Annotated in this window: 20 protein-coding genes and 1 riboswitch; of the genes, 19 read left to right on the top strand and 1 reads right to left on the bottom strand. The window is 41.0% G+C overall.

Annotated elements, in window-relative coordinates; all coding sequences use genetic code 11:
* Positions 1-127: 127 nt before the first annotated feature.
* The 19 genes from AAYQ05_RS14960 to AAYQ05_RS14870 all read left to right on the top strand — a co-directional run bounded on the left by AAYQ05_RS14960 (position 128) and on the right by AAYQ05_RS14870 (position 14,222).
* Positions 128-538, top strand: coding sequence for a single-stranded DNA-binding protein (locus AAYQ05_RS14960; RefSeq protein ID WP_343544252.1), 411 nt, complete (start codon positions 128-130; stop codon positions 536-538).
* 51 nt (positions 539-589) lie between these two features.
* Positions 590-1,663, top strand: a complete 1,074-nt coding sequence (locus AAYQ05_RS14955; protein WP_343544251.1) for a DUF932 domain-containing protein — start codon at positions 590-592, stop codon at positions 1,661-1,663.
* A gap of 119 nt (positions 1,664-1,782) precedes the next feature.
* Positions 1,783-2,448, top strand: a complete 666-nt coding sequence (locus tag AAYQ05_RS14950) for a PRTRC system protein E (protein WP_343544250.1) — start codon at positions 1,783-1,785, stop codon at positions 2,446-2,448.
* 16 nt (positions 2,449-2,464) lie between these two features.
* A complete protein-coding gene (locus AAYQ05_RS14945; protein ID WP_343544249.1) occupies positions 2,465-2,683 on the top strand; it encodes a PRTRC system protein C in 219 nt (72 codons plus the stop codon).
* 16 nt (positions 2,684-2,699) lie between these two features.
* The gene (locus AAYQ05_RS14940) at positions 2,700-3,860 is read left to right on the top strand and encodes a hypothetical protein (protein WP_343544248.1); all 1,161 of its coding nucleotides are present in this window, start codon (positions 2,700-2,702) and stop codon (positions 3,858-3,860) included.
* A gap of 5 nt (positions 3,861-3,865) precedes the next feature.
* Positions 3,866-4,594: a PRTRC system protein B gene (locus tag AAYQ05_RS14935; RefSeq protein ID WP_343544247.1), complete on the top strand. Its 729-nt coding sequence runs from the start codon at positions 3,866-3,868 to the stop codon at positions 4,592-4,594.
* Positions 4,591-5,394: a PRTRC system ThiF family protein gene (locus AAYQ05_RS14930; RefSeq protein ID WP_343544246.1), complete on the top strand. Its 804-nt coding sequence runs from the start codon at positions 4,591-4,593 to the stop codon at positions 5,392-5,394. Before AAYQ05_RS14935 ends, AAYQ05_RS14930 begins: the two co-directional genes overlap by 4 nt.
* A gap of 316 nt (positions 5,395-5,710) precedes the next feature.
* Complete coding sequence (locus AAYQ05_RS14925) at positions 5,711-6,040, top strand: ArsR/SmtB family transcription factor (protein WP_276173358.1); 330 nt, start codon at positions 5,711-5,713, stop codon at positions 6,038-6,040.
* 56 nt (positions 6,041-6,096) lie between these two features.
* Positions 6,097-6,570 (top strand): DUF6428 family protein, encoded by a 474-nt coding sequence (locus AAYQ05_RS14920; protein ID WP_276173359.1) that lies wholly within the window; start codon positions 6,097-6,099, stop codon positions 6,568-6,570.
* Between the two features lie 13 nt (positions 6,571-6,583).
* The gene (locus AAYQ05_RS14915) at positions 6,584-7,204 is read left to right on the top strand and encodes a class I SAM-dependent methyltransferase (RefSeq protein ID WP_276173360.1); all 621 of its coding nucleotides are present in this window, start codon (positions 6,584-6,586) and stop codon (positions 7,202-7,204) included.
* Between the two features lie 10 nt (positions 7,205-7,214).
* Positions 7,215-7,826 (top strand): low molecular weight phosphatase family protein, encoded by a 612-nt coding sequence (locus AAYQ05_RS14910; protein ID WP_276173361.1) that lies wholly within the window; start codon positions 7,215-7,217, stop codon positions 7,824-7,826.
* 3 nt (positions 7,827-7,829) lie between these two features.
* On the top strand, positions 7,830-8,861 hold the full coding sequence (gene arsB, locus AAYQ05_RS14905; RefSeq protein WP_343544245.1) for an ACR3 family arsenite efflux transporter: 1,032 nt from the start codon (positions 7,830-7,832) through the stop codon (positions 8,859-8,861).
* A 32-nt stretch (positions 8,862-8,893) separates the two neighbouring features.
* Positions 8,894-9,694, top strand: a complete 801-nt coding sequence (locus AAYQ05_RS14900) for a helix-turn-helix domain-containing protein (RefSeq protein ID WP_343544244.1) — start codon at positions 8,894-8,896, stop codon at positions 9,692-9,694.
* A gap of 79 nt (positions 9,695-9,773) precedes the next feature.
* Positions 9,774-10,247: a hypothetical protein gene (locus tag AAYQ05_RS14895; RefSeq protein ID WP_008463842.1), complete on the top strand. Its 474-nt coding sequence runs from the start codon at positions 9,774-9,776 to the stop codon at positions 10,245-10,247.
* Complete coding sequence (locus tag AAYQ05_RS14890) at positions 10,247-10,846, top strand: phosphatase PAP2 family protein (protein WP_343544243.1); 600 nt, start codon at positions 10,247-10,249, stop codon at positions 10,844-10,846. The genes AAYQ05_RS14895 and AAYQ05_RS14890 overlap by 1 nt, the downstream gene beginning before the upstream one ends.
* On the top strand, positions 10,824-11,258 hold the full coding sequence (locus AAYQ05_RS14885; RefSeq protein ID WP_343544242.1) for a DoxX family protein: 435 nt from the start codon (positions 10,824-10,826) through the stop codon (positions 11,256-11,258). The genes AAYQ05_RS14890 and AAYQ05_RS14885 overlap by 23 nt, the downstream gene beginning before the upstream one ends.
* Positions 11,248-12,378, top strand: a complete 1,131-nt coding sequence (chrA, locus tag AAYQ05_RS14880) for a chromate efflux transporter (protein WP_343544241.1) — start codon at positions 11,248-11,250, stop codon at positions 12,376-12,378. Before AAYQ05_RS14885 ends, chrA begins: the two co-directional genes overlap by 11 nt.
* A gap of 78 nt (positions 12,379-12,456) precedes the next feature.
* Positions 12,457-12,525, top strand: a riboswitch (Fluoride riboswitch).
* 30 nt (positions 12,526-12,555) lie between these two features.
* On the top strand, positions 12,556-13,863 hold the full coding sequence (locus AAYQ05_RS14875; protein WP_343544240.1) for a voltage-gated chloride channel family protein: 1,308 nt from the start codon (positions 12,556-12,558) through the stop codon (positions 13,861-13,863).
* Between the two features lie 14 nt (positions 13,864-13,877).
* Positions 13,878-14,222, top strand: a complete 345-nt coding sequence (locus AAYQ05_RS14870) for a DUF190 domain-containing protein (protein ID WP_276173370.1) — start codon at positions 13,878-13,880, stop codon at positions 14,220-14,222.
* Positions 14,223-14,263: 41 nt separating this feature from the next.
* On the opposite strand, the gene nhaA is transcribed toward AAYQ05_RS14870, so the two are convergent.
* Positions 14,264-15,451: a Na+/H+ antiporter NhaA gene (nhaA, locus tag AAYQ05_RS14865; RefSeq protein WP_276173371.1), complete on the bottom strand. Its 1,188-nt coding sequence runs from the start codon at positions 15,449-15,451 to the stop codon at positions 14,264-14,266.
* Between the last annotated feature and the right edge of the window lie 87 nt (positions 15,452-15,538).

The raw sequence follows: 15,538 nt of genomic DNA, 5'->3' as shown, positions 1-15,538 counted from the left end.
AATAAATAAATAAATAAATAAATAAATAAATAAATAAATAAATAAATAAATAAATAAATAAATAAATAAATAAATAAATAAAGCAATAGAATAAGTAAACGTGTGTAAATATTTAAAAATCAGAATCATGAACATTACAGGAAGATTGACAAAGGATGCGAAAGTAAGCACATTGTCGGACAGCAGACAGGTAGTAAATTTTTCGGTAGCCATCAACGAGAGCTACAAAAACAGAAAGGGCGACAGGGTGGAGCAGACCACATTTTTCGACTGCGCCTACTGGATTAGCCCGAGGGTTGCCGAGTGGCTGACCAAAGGCACGGTGGTGGAGCTTACAGGAATGGTAAGCGCAAGGGCGTGGAAGAACAGCGTGGGGGAACCGCGTGCGGGGCTGAATTTCAACGCATCGAATATCAAACTGCACGGCGGAGGCAGAAAAGCGGAAAACACGCAGGAAGCGCAGAGCGGGAAGGATTCGGTACAGGCAGTGAACAGCAAGCCCAATCTGAAAGAGCCCGAAGAAGACCTGCCGTTTTAAGAGGTGGCAGTAAAGACAGAACATAGTTATAAACCTTAAAATAAATGCATCATGGCACACAATATCAACTACAACAGCAAAACGGGAAAGTATTCGTTTTTCAGCGTGAAGGAAAAAGCATGGCACGGGCTCGAGCAGACAGTAGAGCAGTACCCGACAAGTGCGGAAGCCATCAAATACGCGGGGCTAGACTATCAGGTGGCTAAAAGCCCGCTCTACACCAAAGGCTCTGAAATCTTGGTCACCCGTGAGGGCATTGAGGTGGGAAGCTCCGAACTTGCAGTCCCTGACTGCTTTGCCACCATACGCACCGACAGCAATGCCGTTTTGGGCGTGGTAGGAAAGGACTACCATATCGTGCAGAACCGTGAGGCGTTCAGCTTCTTTGATGCCATTGTGGGCAGGGGCGACGGGATACTCTACGAAACGGCAGGAGCGCTCGGGCAGGGGGAACGCATCTTTATTACAGCAAAACTGCCCGATTATATCAGGGTAGGCAAAGGGGATGACGTGACCGAGAAGTATATTTTCCTGACCACCTCCCACGACGGGAGCGGAAGCATCACGGCGGCATTCACGCCCATCCGCATCGTATGCCAGAACACCCTCAATGCGTCGCTGCGCTCCATGAGCAACGTGGTGCGAATCCGCCATACCTCAGGGGCTAAACAGCGCCTTGACGATGCCCATAAAGTGATGGGGCTTGCCGACAGGCTCAGCACACAGCTTGAAGGCATCTTCAATGACTGGGCTAAGGTAAAGATAGCAGACAGGGAAGTCAAAAAGCTGATACAGCTTGCATTATGCCCGAATAAGGAAACTTTGGAGCTAATCAAAAAAGGGGCGCAGGATGAAGCTTCCGCGATATTCAAAAATACCGTAGAGGATGCTTTCGCCTACGCCATGGCAAGCGAGGCACAGCAGATGGAGACCGCCAAAGGCACTCTTTTTGGCGCTTACAATGGCGTGACGGGCTATTATCAGAATGTGCGAAAGTACAAGGACGGAGAGGCAAAACTGCAGTCGATTGTAATGGGAGGCACAGCGCAGGAAAAATCGCAGAAGGCGTTTGATTTATGCATGGCTTTCAAGACGGACGGAGCAGAAATCCTCAACCTTAACTAGGCAGGCGGAAAACCAAAGGCTGTCGCCAAATGCGACAGCCTTTAATAAGCCATTCCTATTGAGATTAAAAAACTGATAAACTCACAAACAGTACAGGAAACAACTAAAAATTAAACGCAATGGACACTAATTTTTTCAATCAGATAGCGCAGATGGACATTATAGGGAATCTGCACATTACCGTAGCCAAAGGGGCAGAGGGCAGGCTTGTCGTGCTTGTGATGCTACAGAACGAGGCGTGCGGGGACAGCGCGAAGCACAGCATACCGCCACTGAGCCTGCTGGGAACGGCAGAGGAGCTCGACCAAGGCTTTTTTGAGAATATCACCACCCCCATGCAGAGCGCATCGGGTCTGATGGTGGATATGGAAGGCTATATGAAACAGCTCGAGCAGACCAAAACGCAGTCTGCCATGGAAAAGCAGAAGGCTGAAAGCCAAAAAAAGGAAGCAGAAGGCAAGGACAGAAAGTTCAATGATGCCATGGCAAAGGCGGACGAGCTTGAAAAGGAAGGGAAATTCCGCGAGGCATGGATGAAAGTGCCCGAAATCCACGAGTTCCCTTTAAAAGCCGAGCAGTTGCGCAAAAGAAAAGCTGAACTCTCTGCACAATTCGCGCCCGACCTTTTCGGCAGTGCATCAGAGAAGACAGCGCCCGAACCGCCAAGAGAAGCGCTTTTTCCCGAGCATGGCTATACTGAGGAAGACGGTCAGGCAGACCAAGAGGAAACAGAAAGCGAAGAGGCGGAGTATTGGGAAGAAGACCCAGAAGACCCCGAATATTAACTAAAATACAGCAGTCATGATATTATCGACACAATTGCAGAGGGTATTTATACTCAAAGACAAGGGGCAGGAAATCAGGCTTTCCGATCCTGAACCGCGATGGAGCGCCGAGTCGGTGCTGAATTTCTATGCACCGACTTACCCCATACTGACCACAGCCAAAATATCAGCCCCTGCCATCAGGGACGATGCGGTCGAGTACCGATTTGAAACGGTAATGGGGACAAAAGGCTAACCAAAAATCTAAAGCCATGAATTATGCAAAAACACATAATATCGGGAACAGTGAAACTGCCCGAGGGAAAAAGGCAAAAACAGCTTCACGAACAGCTCGCAGGGTTCATGCATTGGATGCAGAGACCCAAAGACGCGGGCGAAGTGCAGAAGGACAAGCCAAGGCCAGTTCCTGCGGGGATGCTTCCGATGGTTTTCTAAAGGTTGCTTTCCTGCCTGTACTGCAACAAAATAAAGCGGTACAGACTGGCGGGGAATCTGCAAAAATGCAGGATGATTTTTATGCGTCCCTTGACTGTCTTGTTAATCATTACGGGATTATGCCGATGCCGACCCGCCATTTTGAATATCCCTATAATACGGCGCTCGCTTTATGGGATTTGCAGGAAAAGCTCAAAAAAAGTGCACGGAATTTTTCCGAACTGCGGGTGTTGCAGGATTCAGAGAAAACCTATCTGACAGGCAAGGAAAAATACCATACAGGCACAACCCTGTATTATATCCCGATACAGCCGATTTATCAAATGCTTAAAAAACCGAAGCACAAAAAAAATGCGCACCTGCTTTTATCGGTCTGCGCCTATCTGTACCATGTGGCAGGGATTCCGCACTACAGGGAGCAGGGCAGTTATCTGTACTGGCTCTACGAGATGCACAGGGAATGGACGGAGCAGGACGAGGACAGAGAAGAGAACGAAAGGTACATCGGCGAGTTTGACAAGGCGGAATTTATCGGCGACTGTATGGCACAGAAGATTTTCAGCCCAAAGAACCTGACTTTTTTTGAAAAACGGCTGAACGGTTTTAAATGCCGTAATGCCTTTGACAACGAGTGTCTGGATATAATCAAAAGCGCTTTTTCCTTATACAGCGATTATCCCAACGAGAGCATTTTCCGAAATGCAACCATCAATGAAGGAGATGAAGATGAAACAGAAAACGAGAGCATAAGCATGGAAAAGTATATTTCCTTTATCTGCGATACCAAAGGTTGGCTGTATGAAAGCATAGAGGAGAGCATCAACAGCGAGTTCAACGAATACGGGGAAATGGACGAGCCGACGGTTCTAAAACGCTTTGACGGAAATGAGCTGACAGAGGACAGCCTTGATTTTGAAAGCGGTGTGTTTGCCCTTTTGGATAACCTCTGCGCTTTGCTGTATAACTATAAAAAATGACGAAAATGAATAATATAACTGACATAACCCAAGACTTTGGAACGCTCTACCACCCCAAATCAGCCCTTGTTTTTTATGAAAGCAATACTTTAGATAAAAAGGCGTATGTCGAGCATTTTGATGTGGATAAAAACGGCATGCCTGTTAATGCCCATCCGCTTACCCAGCGTGAAGCCGAGGCGCTCGTAAAAGCGCTGACCATGGAAAAGCAGAAGCAGACCGCCTTTCTAAAATCGGGCGGGATTCTGCCGACAAACATTCTGCATGTCAATCCAAGCAGGGACAAAGAGGCTGTTGTATGGCATACCAAATCCCAAAAAAGACCGCTGTATTTTATAGAAGGTCTGGGCATTCCCTGCGGTGAGGCTTATGTGCCTGCGATGTTATGGCAGGCGGACAAAAGAAGCCTGCGGGTTTTTGCCCTTATGGGCAAGCGCAGACCCACGGAAAAAACACCGCTATGCCATGCGCCGTTTTTCAATATTTATGAAGACGACAGGGTGTGCATGGGGTCGGTAAATGTCGAAATAAAGGAATCATCCTCAATTGAAGAGTTTATAAAGGCGTGGGAGGATTATTTCTTCAATAGCTATTTTAGCCACCTTTTGGGAGAAAACAGCCCTGTAAAGGGCAATTGCGTGAGCCTGTGGAAAGACCTTGTCACATCGGGCAGAACCTTTCCGACAGCGATTTTGAAAAGAAGCCACAAAACACTTAAAGACCTATTGCCATGAAAACAGAAAAAAACAAAATGCATTTTACAGACCCGTACCTGATTAGCCCGACCAATCCCATCACCGTGAACCTGATAGGCGCGGGCGGTACGGGCTCAAAGGTGCTTACCGCGCTTATGGAAATGAACCACAGCCTTACGGCTCTCGGGCATGCGGGGCTTTTGGTGCGCCTTTGGGATGATGATGTTATCACAAATGCCAACCTCGGCAGACAGCGCTTTGCACAGAGCGAGCTCGGGCTTTACAAATCCGTGGCGCTTATCAACCGCGCCAACCGTTTTACAGGCACAAACTGGAAAGCGGAAACGGCTAAATTTCAAAAGGACAGTTTTGGAAAACTGCCCGAAAATGCGAAAGCAACTATTTATATAACGTGCACCGACAGCGCAAAGTCCCGTTTTGAAGTTGCCGAAATTTTAAAATACAGCAACCGCGCGCATCACAGGGACGACCCGAAGTACTGGATGGATTTTGGCAACAGCCAGTATACAGGGCAGGTCATGCTGTCTACTGTGGGGGAGATTCTACAGCCCAAGTCAGAAAAGTTTGAAGCCGTGGCGAGCCTTCCATTTGTCACCGAAGAATTTGGGGAACTGCTCAATGAGTCCGAACAGCAGGACGACACGCCAAGCTGTTCGCTTGCCGAGGCGCTCGAAAAGCAGGATCTGTTTATAAATTCGGCATTGGCGCAGATGGGATGCTCGCTTTTGTGGAATCTCTTTCGTGAAGGCATGACCCCAAACAGGGGATTTTTTCTGAATCTGAAAGATTTCCGCTCTCAGCCCATTGCGGTTGGATAAGCCCTGAGTCGGGCGGCAAAAAGACACTCCTTCCTTTCGGGCGGAGCGTCTTTTTGCGTTTAAAACGGTGGAGCGCCTCTGCCAAAATGCAGTTCCCGCTATTTTACCAGACGCACTGGATTTATTATAAAGGGATGCCGTATCCCTTTTGCTGTTTTTGGCGGGCTTCTTTTCTTTCCGTGACGGCCAAAGAAAAGATTCTGTGTTATAAACCAAATATTTTAATTTAAGTTTTAAAATTTTCTACAATAAAAAAATAGGCATTATTTGATTACTTTAATTTAATATCGTAATATTGCGATATAATTGAGATAAAATGGGCCTAACAAAAACTGAAATATTTACAGAGGAGCAAAACAGCTTAGCCACTTCTTTAAAAGCGTTGGCACATCCTGCCCGCATAGCTATTCTACAATACATAATTAAGCAGAATGCTTGTATTTGTAATGATTTAATAGAGGAATTGGGACTGGCACAGGCTACAATTTCGCAGCATTTGAAAGAATTAAAAAACATTGGCATAATTAAGGGAAGAATAGAAGGGACAAGCGTTTGTTATTGTATTGATGAGAACGTTTGGCAGCAGCTTAAAAAGGAACTCAATATTTTCTTTGTAGATAATGTAGGATTTGATAAATGCTGTTGAGCATTTTTTTGAATATATTTATCGCAATAAAGCAATATGACAATTAAATAAAAACTATGAAACTATCAGAAATCAAAGAAATCCTTCCAACATTGGATAATGTTGAATTCCAATTAGAAAATGGAACTTTTGTACCCGAACATTTCCACGTTACCGAAGTGGGGCAAATAACTAAAAATTTTATTGACTGCGGTGGCGTAGTTCGCACCGAAAAAGTTATCAATTTTCAATTATGGGATGCTAACGATTTTGAACATCGCTTAAAACCCACCAAACTTTTAAACATCATAAAACTTTCGGAAGAGAAGTTAGGTATGGAAGATGCCGAAATTGAAGTGGAATACCAAAGCAATACCATTGGAAAATATGATTTAGAGTTCATCGGAAAAACATTTGTGCTGAAAAACAAAACTACAGCTTGTTTGGCAGAAGATGCTTGCGGTATTCCATCTGAAAAACAAAAGAAAAATTTAATAGGATTGAACGTAAATCAAACCAATACTTGCACGCCAGGTGGTGGATGTTGTTAATCATAAAATAAATATGGAACATTTCAATCGAAAATCCCATTGGGAAAATATTTACGAGAGTAAACCTTTAGAAACAGTGAGTTGGTATCAGCCCAATCCAGAAACTTCATTAAATTTTGTTCATCAATTCAACTTACCGAAGAGTGCAAAAATTATTGATATTGGCGGTGGAGACAGCTTTTTGGTTGACTACCTACTTGATTTAGGTTATGTCGATATTACCGTATTGGATATTTCCAATGCCGCTATCCAACGGGCAAAGGAAAGATTAGGCAGTAAAGCCAACAAGGTACACTGGATTATTTCAGATATTTCAGATTTTGTACCCACGCAGCAATACGATTTTTGGCACGACAGGGCAGCGTTTCATTTCCTAATGGAGAACCACGAAATAGAAAATTATATACATACTACGACCAAAGCAATTGCCCCGGATGGCATTTTAGTGATGGGAACCTTTTCTGAACAAGGTCCCACAAAATGTAGTGGCATAGACATCAAGCAATATTCGGATAGTAGCTTGTCGGAATTATTTGAAAACGCCTTTGAGAAAATCAATTGTATAACCGTTGACCACAAGACACCATTTGATACCAATCAGAATTTCGTGTTCTGTAGTTTCCGTAAAAATTAAATCCCCCATTATGTATTCAGCATTATCAAAAACAATCGAACAAGTACAAAAGCGAAACATTAGCGAAGAACGTAAAACTATATTACAGCCGCTGATCGATTTTGTACAGCAAAAAACAGCTCATAAGCAGCAAATAAATATCAACTTCATTTGCACCCATAATTCCCGCAGAAGCCATTTGTCCCAGGTTTGGGCACAGGTCGCAAGTGCGTACTTCGATATTGCCAATGTACATTGCTTTTCCGGCGGAACGGAAGAAACAGCACTATTTCCGAAAGTGGCAGAAACATTGACTAATCAGGGTTTTAATATCTTCAAAATTGCAGACACTCATAATCCTGTATATGCTATAAAGTACAGTGAAAATGCTTTACCAATAATCGGTTTTTCCAAAAAATACGATAGCCCTTTTAATCCAGTTTCAGCGTTCGCAGCTATTATGACCTGTTCTCAGGCAGACGGTGGTTGCCCTTTTATAGCAGGAGCGGAAAAAAGAATACCCATCACTTTTGAAGATCCTAAAATTTCAGATAATACACCGGAGCAATCAATGGTATATGCAGAAAGGAGTTTACACATAGCAAGCGAAATGTTTTATGTCTTTTCAAAAATCAGTCGATAACCTATGCAGCCAAAACTAAAATTCTTAGACAGATACCTGACCTTATGGATATTTCTTGCCATGGCATTAGGTGTAGGATTGGGTTATTTCCTTCCTACAATTTCCAATGTTACAAACAGTTTGTCAGTAGGTACTACTAATATTCCTTTAGCAATAGGATTAATACTGATGATGTATCCACCATTGGCAAAAGTGGATTATTCCTTACTACCAAAAGCCTTTAAGGACAAAAAAGTAATCGGCATATCCTTATTGTTGAATTGGCTAATCGGTACAGTATTAATGTTCGGATTAGCTGTTTTGTTTTTACGCAACGAACCAGATTATATGACAGGCTTAATACTGATAGGCTTAGCAAGGTGTATCGCCATGGTTATTGTATGGAGTGATTTGGCAAAAGCCAACAGAGAATATACCGCTATGTTGGTTGCTTTAAATAGTATCTTTCAGATATTGAGTTACAGTGTTTTGGTTTGGCTTTTCATCAATGTATTACCGAGTAAATTAGGTTTAGCTAATTTCAACGTAAATGTATCTATGAAAGACGTAACAGAAAGCGTATTGATATACTTAGGAATTCCGTTTTTGGCAGGTTTTTTAAGTCGTTATTTTTTAGTCAAAACCCAAGGAATTGAATGGTATAACAGAACATTCATACCCAAAATATCGCCTATTACTTTGTATGCTTTACTCTTTACTATCGTATTGATGTTTAGCTTGAAAGGCGACAAAATAGTAGCGTTACCAATGGATGTGATAAAAGTAGCCATACCCTTAATCATCTATTTTGTATTGATGTTTTTCGTGAGCTTCTTTATCAATAAATTATTGAAACTGCCTTACGACAAGAACGCATCAATCGCTTTTACTGCTACAGGTAATAATTTTGAATTGGCAATCGCCGTATCTATAGCGGTTTTCGGTATTCATTCGCCACAGGCATTTGTTGGCGTTATCGGCCCACTGGTTGAGGTTCCTGTTCTGATACTTTTGGTTAGGGCAAGTTTGTGGTTAAAAAAGAGGTATTATAGTTAATTTTATAAAGACAATATTGAAGTTCCAGCAAATTGAAAAATTCTATTTTCATAAAAACCAAAATTGAAGCGGCAGCATTATTAAAAGCTGCACCGTTCCGGAAAGAAATTCGCAAGACCGAACCGCACAAACACAACAGCTATTTTGAAATTATTTATTTAAGAGAAGGAAGCGGTTTCCACACCATCGACCATACTTCATTTTCAATAAAGCCGCCAACTGTATTTTTTGTCCGTAAAGAGCAGGTGCATCATTGGGATATGACCGATACACCAGATGGTTTTGTACTGCTCTTAAAGAAGGGATTTCTCGACCAATCGATGGACAGTGAGCTGAAAAGTCTTTTATCCAAACTCAGCGAATTAAGTTGCATCTATCTGAAAGAAACAGAAAGTATAGATACTATATTTCAACTGCTCACTACAGAGAAAGACTTTACCGTTACCGAAGGATTATTGAAGGCACTATTTGCTAAAATATTGATTTCAGCAAAACCTTTGACTAATAAAACGAGTAAAACCGATGATGTAATTACAGTTTTCAGGGAACTACTCAACCAAACAAATGATCTGCGAAATAATGTTGCCTACTATGCAGAAAAACTTTACACTACACCACAAAATCTCAATGCAATTTGCCGTAAAACATTAGACCAGTCGGCAGCAGAAGTAATTGCAGTGCATATCATTAGCGAAGCAAAAAGACAATTGATTTATACAGAAAGTAGTGTTTCTGAAATTGCCTATAGTTTGAATTTTAATGATACTTCCCATTTTGTAAAGTATTTTAAACGCCACACAGGTGTTACGCCGCAAACCTTCCGAAATACCTAAAATATACTACGGTATTTTCAAATATACCGTTCTAAATGATTTGTATTGTACGAAATTTGTGTAATGTAAATTGTAAACAATGAGATATTTAACATCTATATTAATATTTCTTTTTCTTTTGGCTTGTAATCAAAAACAAGAAGCTGTTCAGGGACAGTGGATAAAAGGAAACGAGCAGAAGAAACTTGAAACGATAGAAAATCAATTTCGTGGTTTTGACATGGCAATGGTTGAAACCGGATATCGCTACCAGGAATTATATTGGGCGGGACAGGACGAAAACTGGGAGTATGCAGATTATCAACTCGAAAAAATCCAAAAGGCGATAGAAAATGGATTGGAAAGAAGACCTAAACGGGCACCTTCCGCACATCATTTTTTAACTGTTACACTCCCTCAAATGAGTGAGGCATTAAAAAAAAGGGATACAGTTGTTTTTAATAAGAACTTCCAAATGCTTACCAATAGCTGCGTTAGCTGTCATGCAATGGAAAAAGTACCTTTCTTCACTGTAAAAACGCCGACAGAAAGACAATCACCCATCAGAAAATAATGCTTGAATACATTAAACAGATAGATACAAATATTCTATTATGGCTAAATGGAAACCATAATGAATTTTGGGACAATATAATGTGGTTTGCCAGCGGTAAATACACATGGCTGCCTTTTTATGTTGCATTGATAATTTTGCTTGTCTGGAAATATAAAAAGGATGCTATCCTAATGATCTTACTAATTGCCTTGCTCATCACAATGAGTGACCAGCTGGCTTCCGGCATATTTAAGCCATTATTTGAAAGGCTTCGTCCAAGTCATAATCCAGAATTAGAAGACCAGCTGCATATAGTAAACAATTATCGTGGCGGCAAGTTCGGTTTTATTTCTTCACACGCTGCAAATGTCTTTGCCTTAGCATTTTATTTGACTATAGTAGCTAAGCATAGTCTAAAATGGCTGCCATTTATTCTTATCCCTTGGGCAATTTTTGTTAGTGTAAGCAGGGTTTATTTAGGCGTACATTATCCCACTGATATTCTAGTTCCTGCTATTTTAAGTATACCAATTGCATTCATGGCAGCTCATTTATATAAAAAATACAATCCAAAATTCATAAAACTATTTAATCATGATGTTTCAAAAAATAACTAAGACAGACCTATCAAAAACTACCATACTTATTCGACTGATGGTGGGTGCCGTATTTCTTTCTGAAGGAATACAGAAGTTTTTATTTGCTGATACATTGGGGGCAGGTCGCTTCGCTAAAATCGGTTTACCAAATCCTGAGTTTTTAGGTCCGTTCGTTGGCAGTTTTGAAATTATTTGCGGACTTTTTATTCTTGTTGGACTTTTGACAAGATTGGCAAGTATTCCATTGATTATAATAATGATAGTTGCTATTGCCACAACCAAATCGGAAGTATTGGCAGAAAAAGGATTTTGGGAAATGATGCACGGAAGCCGGACAGACTGGGCGATGCTGTTGGGGAGTATCTTTCTATTTATAAAAGGTGGCGGTCTTTGGTCTATTGATAATAAGATAATGAATAATGGGAAATAAGGTTAGCCAGAAAGAAATTACTAAACTATTTCTCAAATTAGGCTTTATAGGTTTTGGAGGTCCGGCAGCTCATATTGCTATGATGCGTGATGAAGTGGTAATAAAACGAAATTGGATGAGCGAACAGCATTTTTTAGACTTGCTTGGAGCTACCAATCTTATTCCCGGTCCAAATAGTACGGAGATGGCCATTCATATCGGTTATGACAAAGGAGGTTGGAAAGGATTGATAATAGCAGGTTTATGCTTTATTCTGCCTGCCGTATTTATCACTGGAATTTTCGCATATTTATATAATCTTTACGGACAGCTGCCCGAAGTACAACCTTTTATCTATGGTATAAAACCTGCTATAATAGCCATCATTCTGGCAGCAATTTATCCATTGGCAAAACAATCTGTCAAGTCCATAAATTTAGGTCTTATCGGCATTACTGTTTTGTTAGCGGCAGTGTTTGGAGTTAATGAAATTTATTTGATGTTTGGTGCAGGTTTGTTAGCATTTGGATTGCATACGGTTCAGAACAGACAAAATGATACTTTGCAAAGTATTGTTCCGTTTAACTTACTTCAAATTACACAGACAACTTTTTGGACAGCGACAAATGCCAAACTGTTTTGGACATTTCTTAAAATTGGCTCCATACTTTATGGGAGCGGATATGTGCTATTTGCCTTTTTAGATACAGAATTGGTAGCAACAGGTCTGCTCACAAGACAGCAATTGATGGATGCCATTGCGGTAGGTCAGTTCACACCTGGTCCTGTTTTTTCGTCGGTAACGTTTATTGGCTTTCAAATCAATGGGCTTTCAGGTGCTTTTATTTCAACTGTTGCTATTTTTCTTCCCTCATTTGTTTTTGTAGCACTGCTTAATCCCTTAATGAAAAAGCTACGAAATTCTAAAGGATTATCATCCTTTTTAGATGCTGTAAATGTTGCATCGGTAGCCATAATTATGGCTGTGTGCTATGAAATGGGTAAAGAAACCATTACCGATTGGAGGACGATGTTAATTGCAGTTTTAAGCATTGCAATAACTTTTGGATACAAAAAATTAAATAGTGCTGTTGTAGTTTTGGGCGGTTCCTTATTAGGATATGTGTTATTTCAAATTTAAATACGTTACTGCTAATGCAGGCCATAACTTTTTCCAATAGTAAGTAGTGCAAATCTGAATATATTTTATACATTTGCATCAACAAAAGGAAATGGTGTTCTTCCTTACCCAACCGCTTTTAAAAAAGCTGATGACGCCTGATTAAATTAAATGTAATCCATTTTAATCAGGTATTTTATGTCAAAAAATCAGCGTTCCTTTTCTAAAACAGCCTCACTTCAATTCACAGTATTTTTCAGAAATTATCCGGCACTCCCGTATGTATTCAAATGGCTTTGTATTAGTTTGGTCATAGGGCTTGCCGTCGGTTCAGCATCGGCAGGTTTTCTGATTTCACTGGATTGGACTACCAATTTCAGGGAAAGCCACCAATGGCTCATTGCGCTGCTTCCTATTGGTGGTCTGCTTATCGGTCTTTTGTACTATTATTACGGCAGGGATGCCGAAGCAGGAAATAACCTTTTGATAGACACCATACACGAGCCTCAGAAAGTAATCCCGTTCCGTATGGCTCCGTTTGTTTACCTCGGAACGATGGTCACACATTTTTTCGGCGGTTCAGCAGGACGTGAAGGGACAGCACTGCAGATGGCAGGAGCCATTGCAGACCAGTTCAGCAAACCTTTTAGGCTTTCTTCTTCAGAGCGTACGATACTTATCATCTCTGCTATTGCCGCAGGTTTCGGATCTGTTTTCGGAACACCGTTAGCCGGAGCAGTCTTTGGGCTGGAAGTTTTTCTTATTGGTCGTATCCGTTATAATGCAATATTCCCAGCTTTTGCTTCAGCCATTTTTGCAGATTGGACTACCCATCTATGGCAGGCGAAGCATACTCATTATCATATCAGCATTGTGCCTGAACTCGACTTTTTGCCCGTTCTATACAGCATTATAGCTGGTGTCTTATTCGGTCTCTGTGCGGCCTGTTTCAGCAAAATCATTCACTGGACAGCAAATCAATTTAAAAAACGCATAACCTTCCCGCCGATGCGTCCTTTTGCGGGCGGTATTATTGTCGCATTGGCTGTGCTGGCTATTGGTACTACTAAATATATTGGATTAGGCATTCCTGTCATTGTGCAGTCTTTCGAAGTGCAGTTACCTCCGTATGAATTTGCTCTTAAAATGGCTTTTACGATTGTCACACTTGCGGCAGGCTTTAAGGGAGGCGAGGTTACACCCTTGTTCTTTATCGGTGCAGCACTGGGCAGTGCCCTGTCTTTAGTCATTCCACTGCCGGTAGGGCTATTGGCGGGTATGGGTTTTGTTGCCGTGTTTGCCGGGGCTATTAATACGCCGTTGGCCTGTATGCTCATGGGAATTGAGCTGTTTGGCGCAGACTGCGGTATTTATGTGGCTATTGCCTGCGTGGTGTCTTACCTGTTTTCAGGACATAACAGCATTTACGGCAGACAGAAAATAGGCGAGCCCAAGCACAGCCGTTTTAGCAATTATTCGGATAAGACCATTTCCAGCCTAAAATAAAAATTCAAAGCGATATGCAACAGTACCAATTATTAAGGATCTATTTCAAATACGGTCAGAAGTCCAACAAATTGTCCTTCTGGCAAAAGCTGTGGAATAATAATTTAAGCAGTCAATTGCTCAAAGCTGCTAAAGAACAAAAAATACATCAGGCAAATATTTTTAATGCCAGTGCAGGTTATCTGGGGAAGGGGAATATAGTATATAATGTATCTGAATTGCCGCCATCCAAAAATACGGTATGCCTTGAACTAATTGATGAAGAGCTAAAATTACAAACCTTTCTGAAAACTAATGAAGCGGAGCTTCAAGAGGCTATAAACATTTTGCTGCATCCCATAGAGCAAGTCATATCATAATAAAGATTTAACCCCATTTAATCTAACAAGAAAGCTGAAATCTACCTTTCAGTCTTCCAACTTTTTCTTTTGCCTGAGAAGTTTAAAATTACATATCCTAAAATACCTGCAATTAATGAGGTAATCAGAACAGATAATTTTGCCTCCTCAATGAAAATGTGATTATCAAATGATAGTATCGATATAAAAATAGACATCGTAAAGCCTATTCCTGCCAGCAATCCCAATCCCACCATATGTAACATTTTGCTGTTTTCAGGTAATTGGCCGATACCCAATTTAGAACAGATAAAAGAAGTTGTCACAATGCCGATTGGTTTACCGAAAATCAGTCCCAAAGAAATCCCTAATCCTAAAGGAGAAGTCAATCCTTCAATCATTTCCCTCTGAATAGTGATATTGGTATTGGCAAATGCAAAAATGGGAATAATAAGAAAATTGACAGGTTTTACAAGAGCGTGTTCCAGTCTTTCTAAAGGTGATTCTGCTTCAGTATCATTTGTAGGCAAAGTCATCGCTACCAATACTCCAGCAATAGTGGCGTGAATACCGGAATGATGTACAAAGTACCATATAAACACACCAGGAATTAGGTACGGGTAAGGATTTTTCACATTAAAGCGATTCATAACTATCAGGATTATCATTCCTATTCCAGCCAGTCCAAGGTAAGCAAATTCAATTCCTTCTGAATAAAATATCGCAATGACTAAAATAGCAATGAGGTCGTCTACGATTGCCAATGCGGCCAGGAATATTTTCAAACTGCTTGGCACCCGTTTATCCAATAGAGAAATAACAGCCAATGCAAAAGCGATATCGGTGGCCATTGGAATACCCCATCCGCCACCAGTCTCACTTCCCGAATTAAAACCTAAATATATTAAAGCGGGTACAACAGCTCCACCAATAGCTGCAATGATCGGCAGAACAGCTTTTTTTGGCGAGGAAAGTTCACCTTCGACTATTTCTCTTTTTATTTCCAATCCCACCAAGAGGAAAAAGATGGCCATCAATCCATCGTTGACCCACATACTGATAGAGTAATTGAGATGAATGGTTTTATTTTCAAAACCAAGTTTTGTGTCCAATAAATTTTGTAATGGAACTGCTAGTGATGTATTTGCAATTATCAATGAAATTATAACGCATAAAAAAAGGAGAAAACCTCCAAAATTGCTCGATTGTACAAAGTCTTTGAAAATTCTAAAATTGATTTTATCCTGCATATTAAGATGAAAAAATTAAATATCGCAATATACCAATAATAACGAACCTAGCCTAATAAATTGAGTGTTATAAGTCCGTCAAATTAA

The organism is Flavobacterium movens (genome assembly GCF_039581425.1).
GTDB classification, from domain to species: Bacteria; Bacteroidota; Bacteroidia; order Flavobacteriales; family Flavobacteriaceae; genus Flavobacterium; species Flavobacterium luteolum.
Note: the sequence above shows the minus strand (reverse complement) of the source record. Positions and strands in the feature narration are given on the sequence as shown.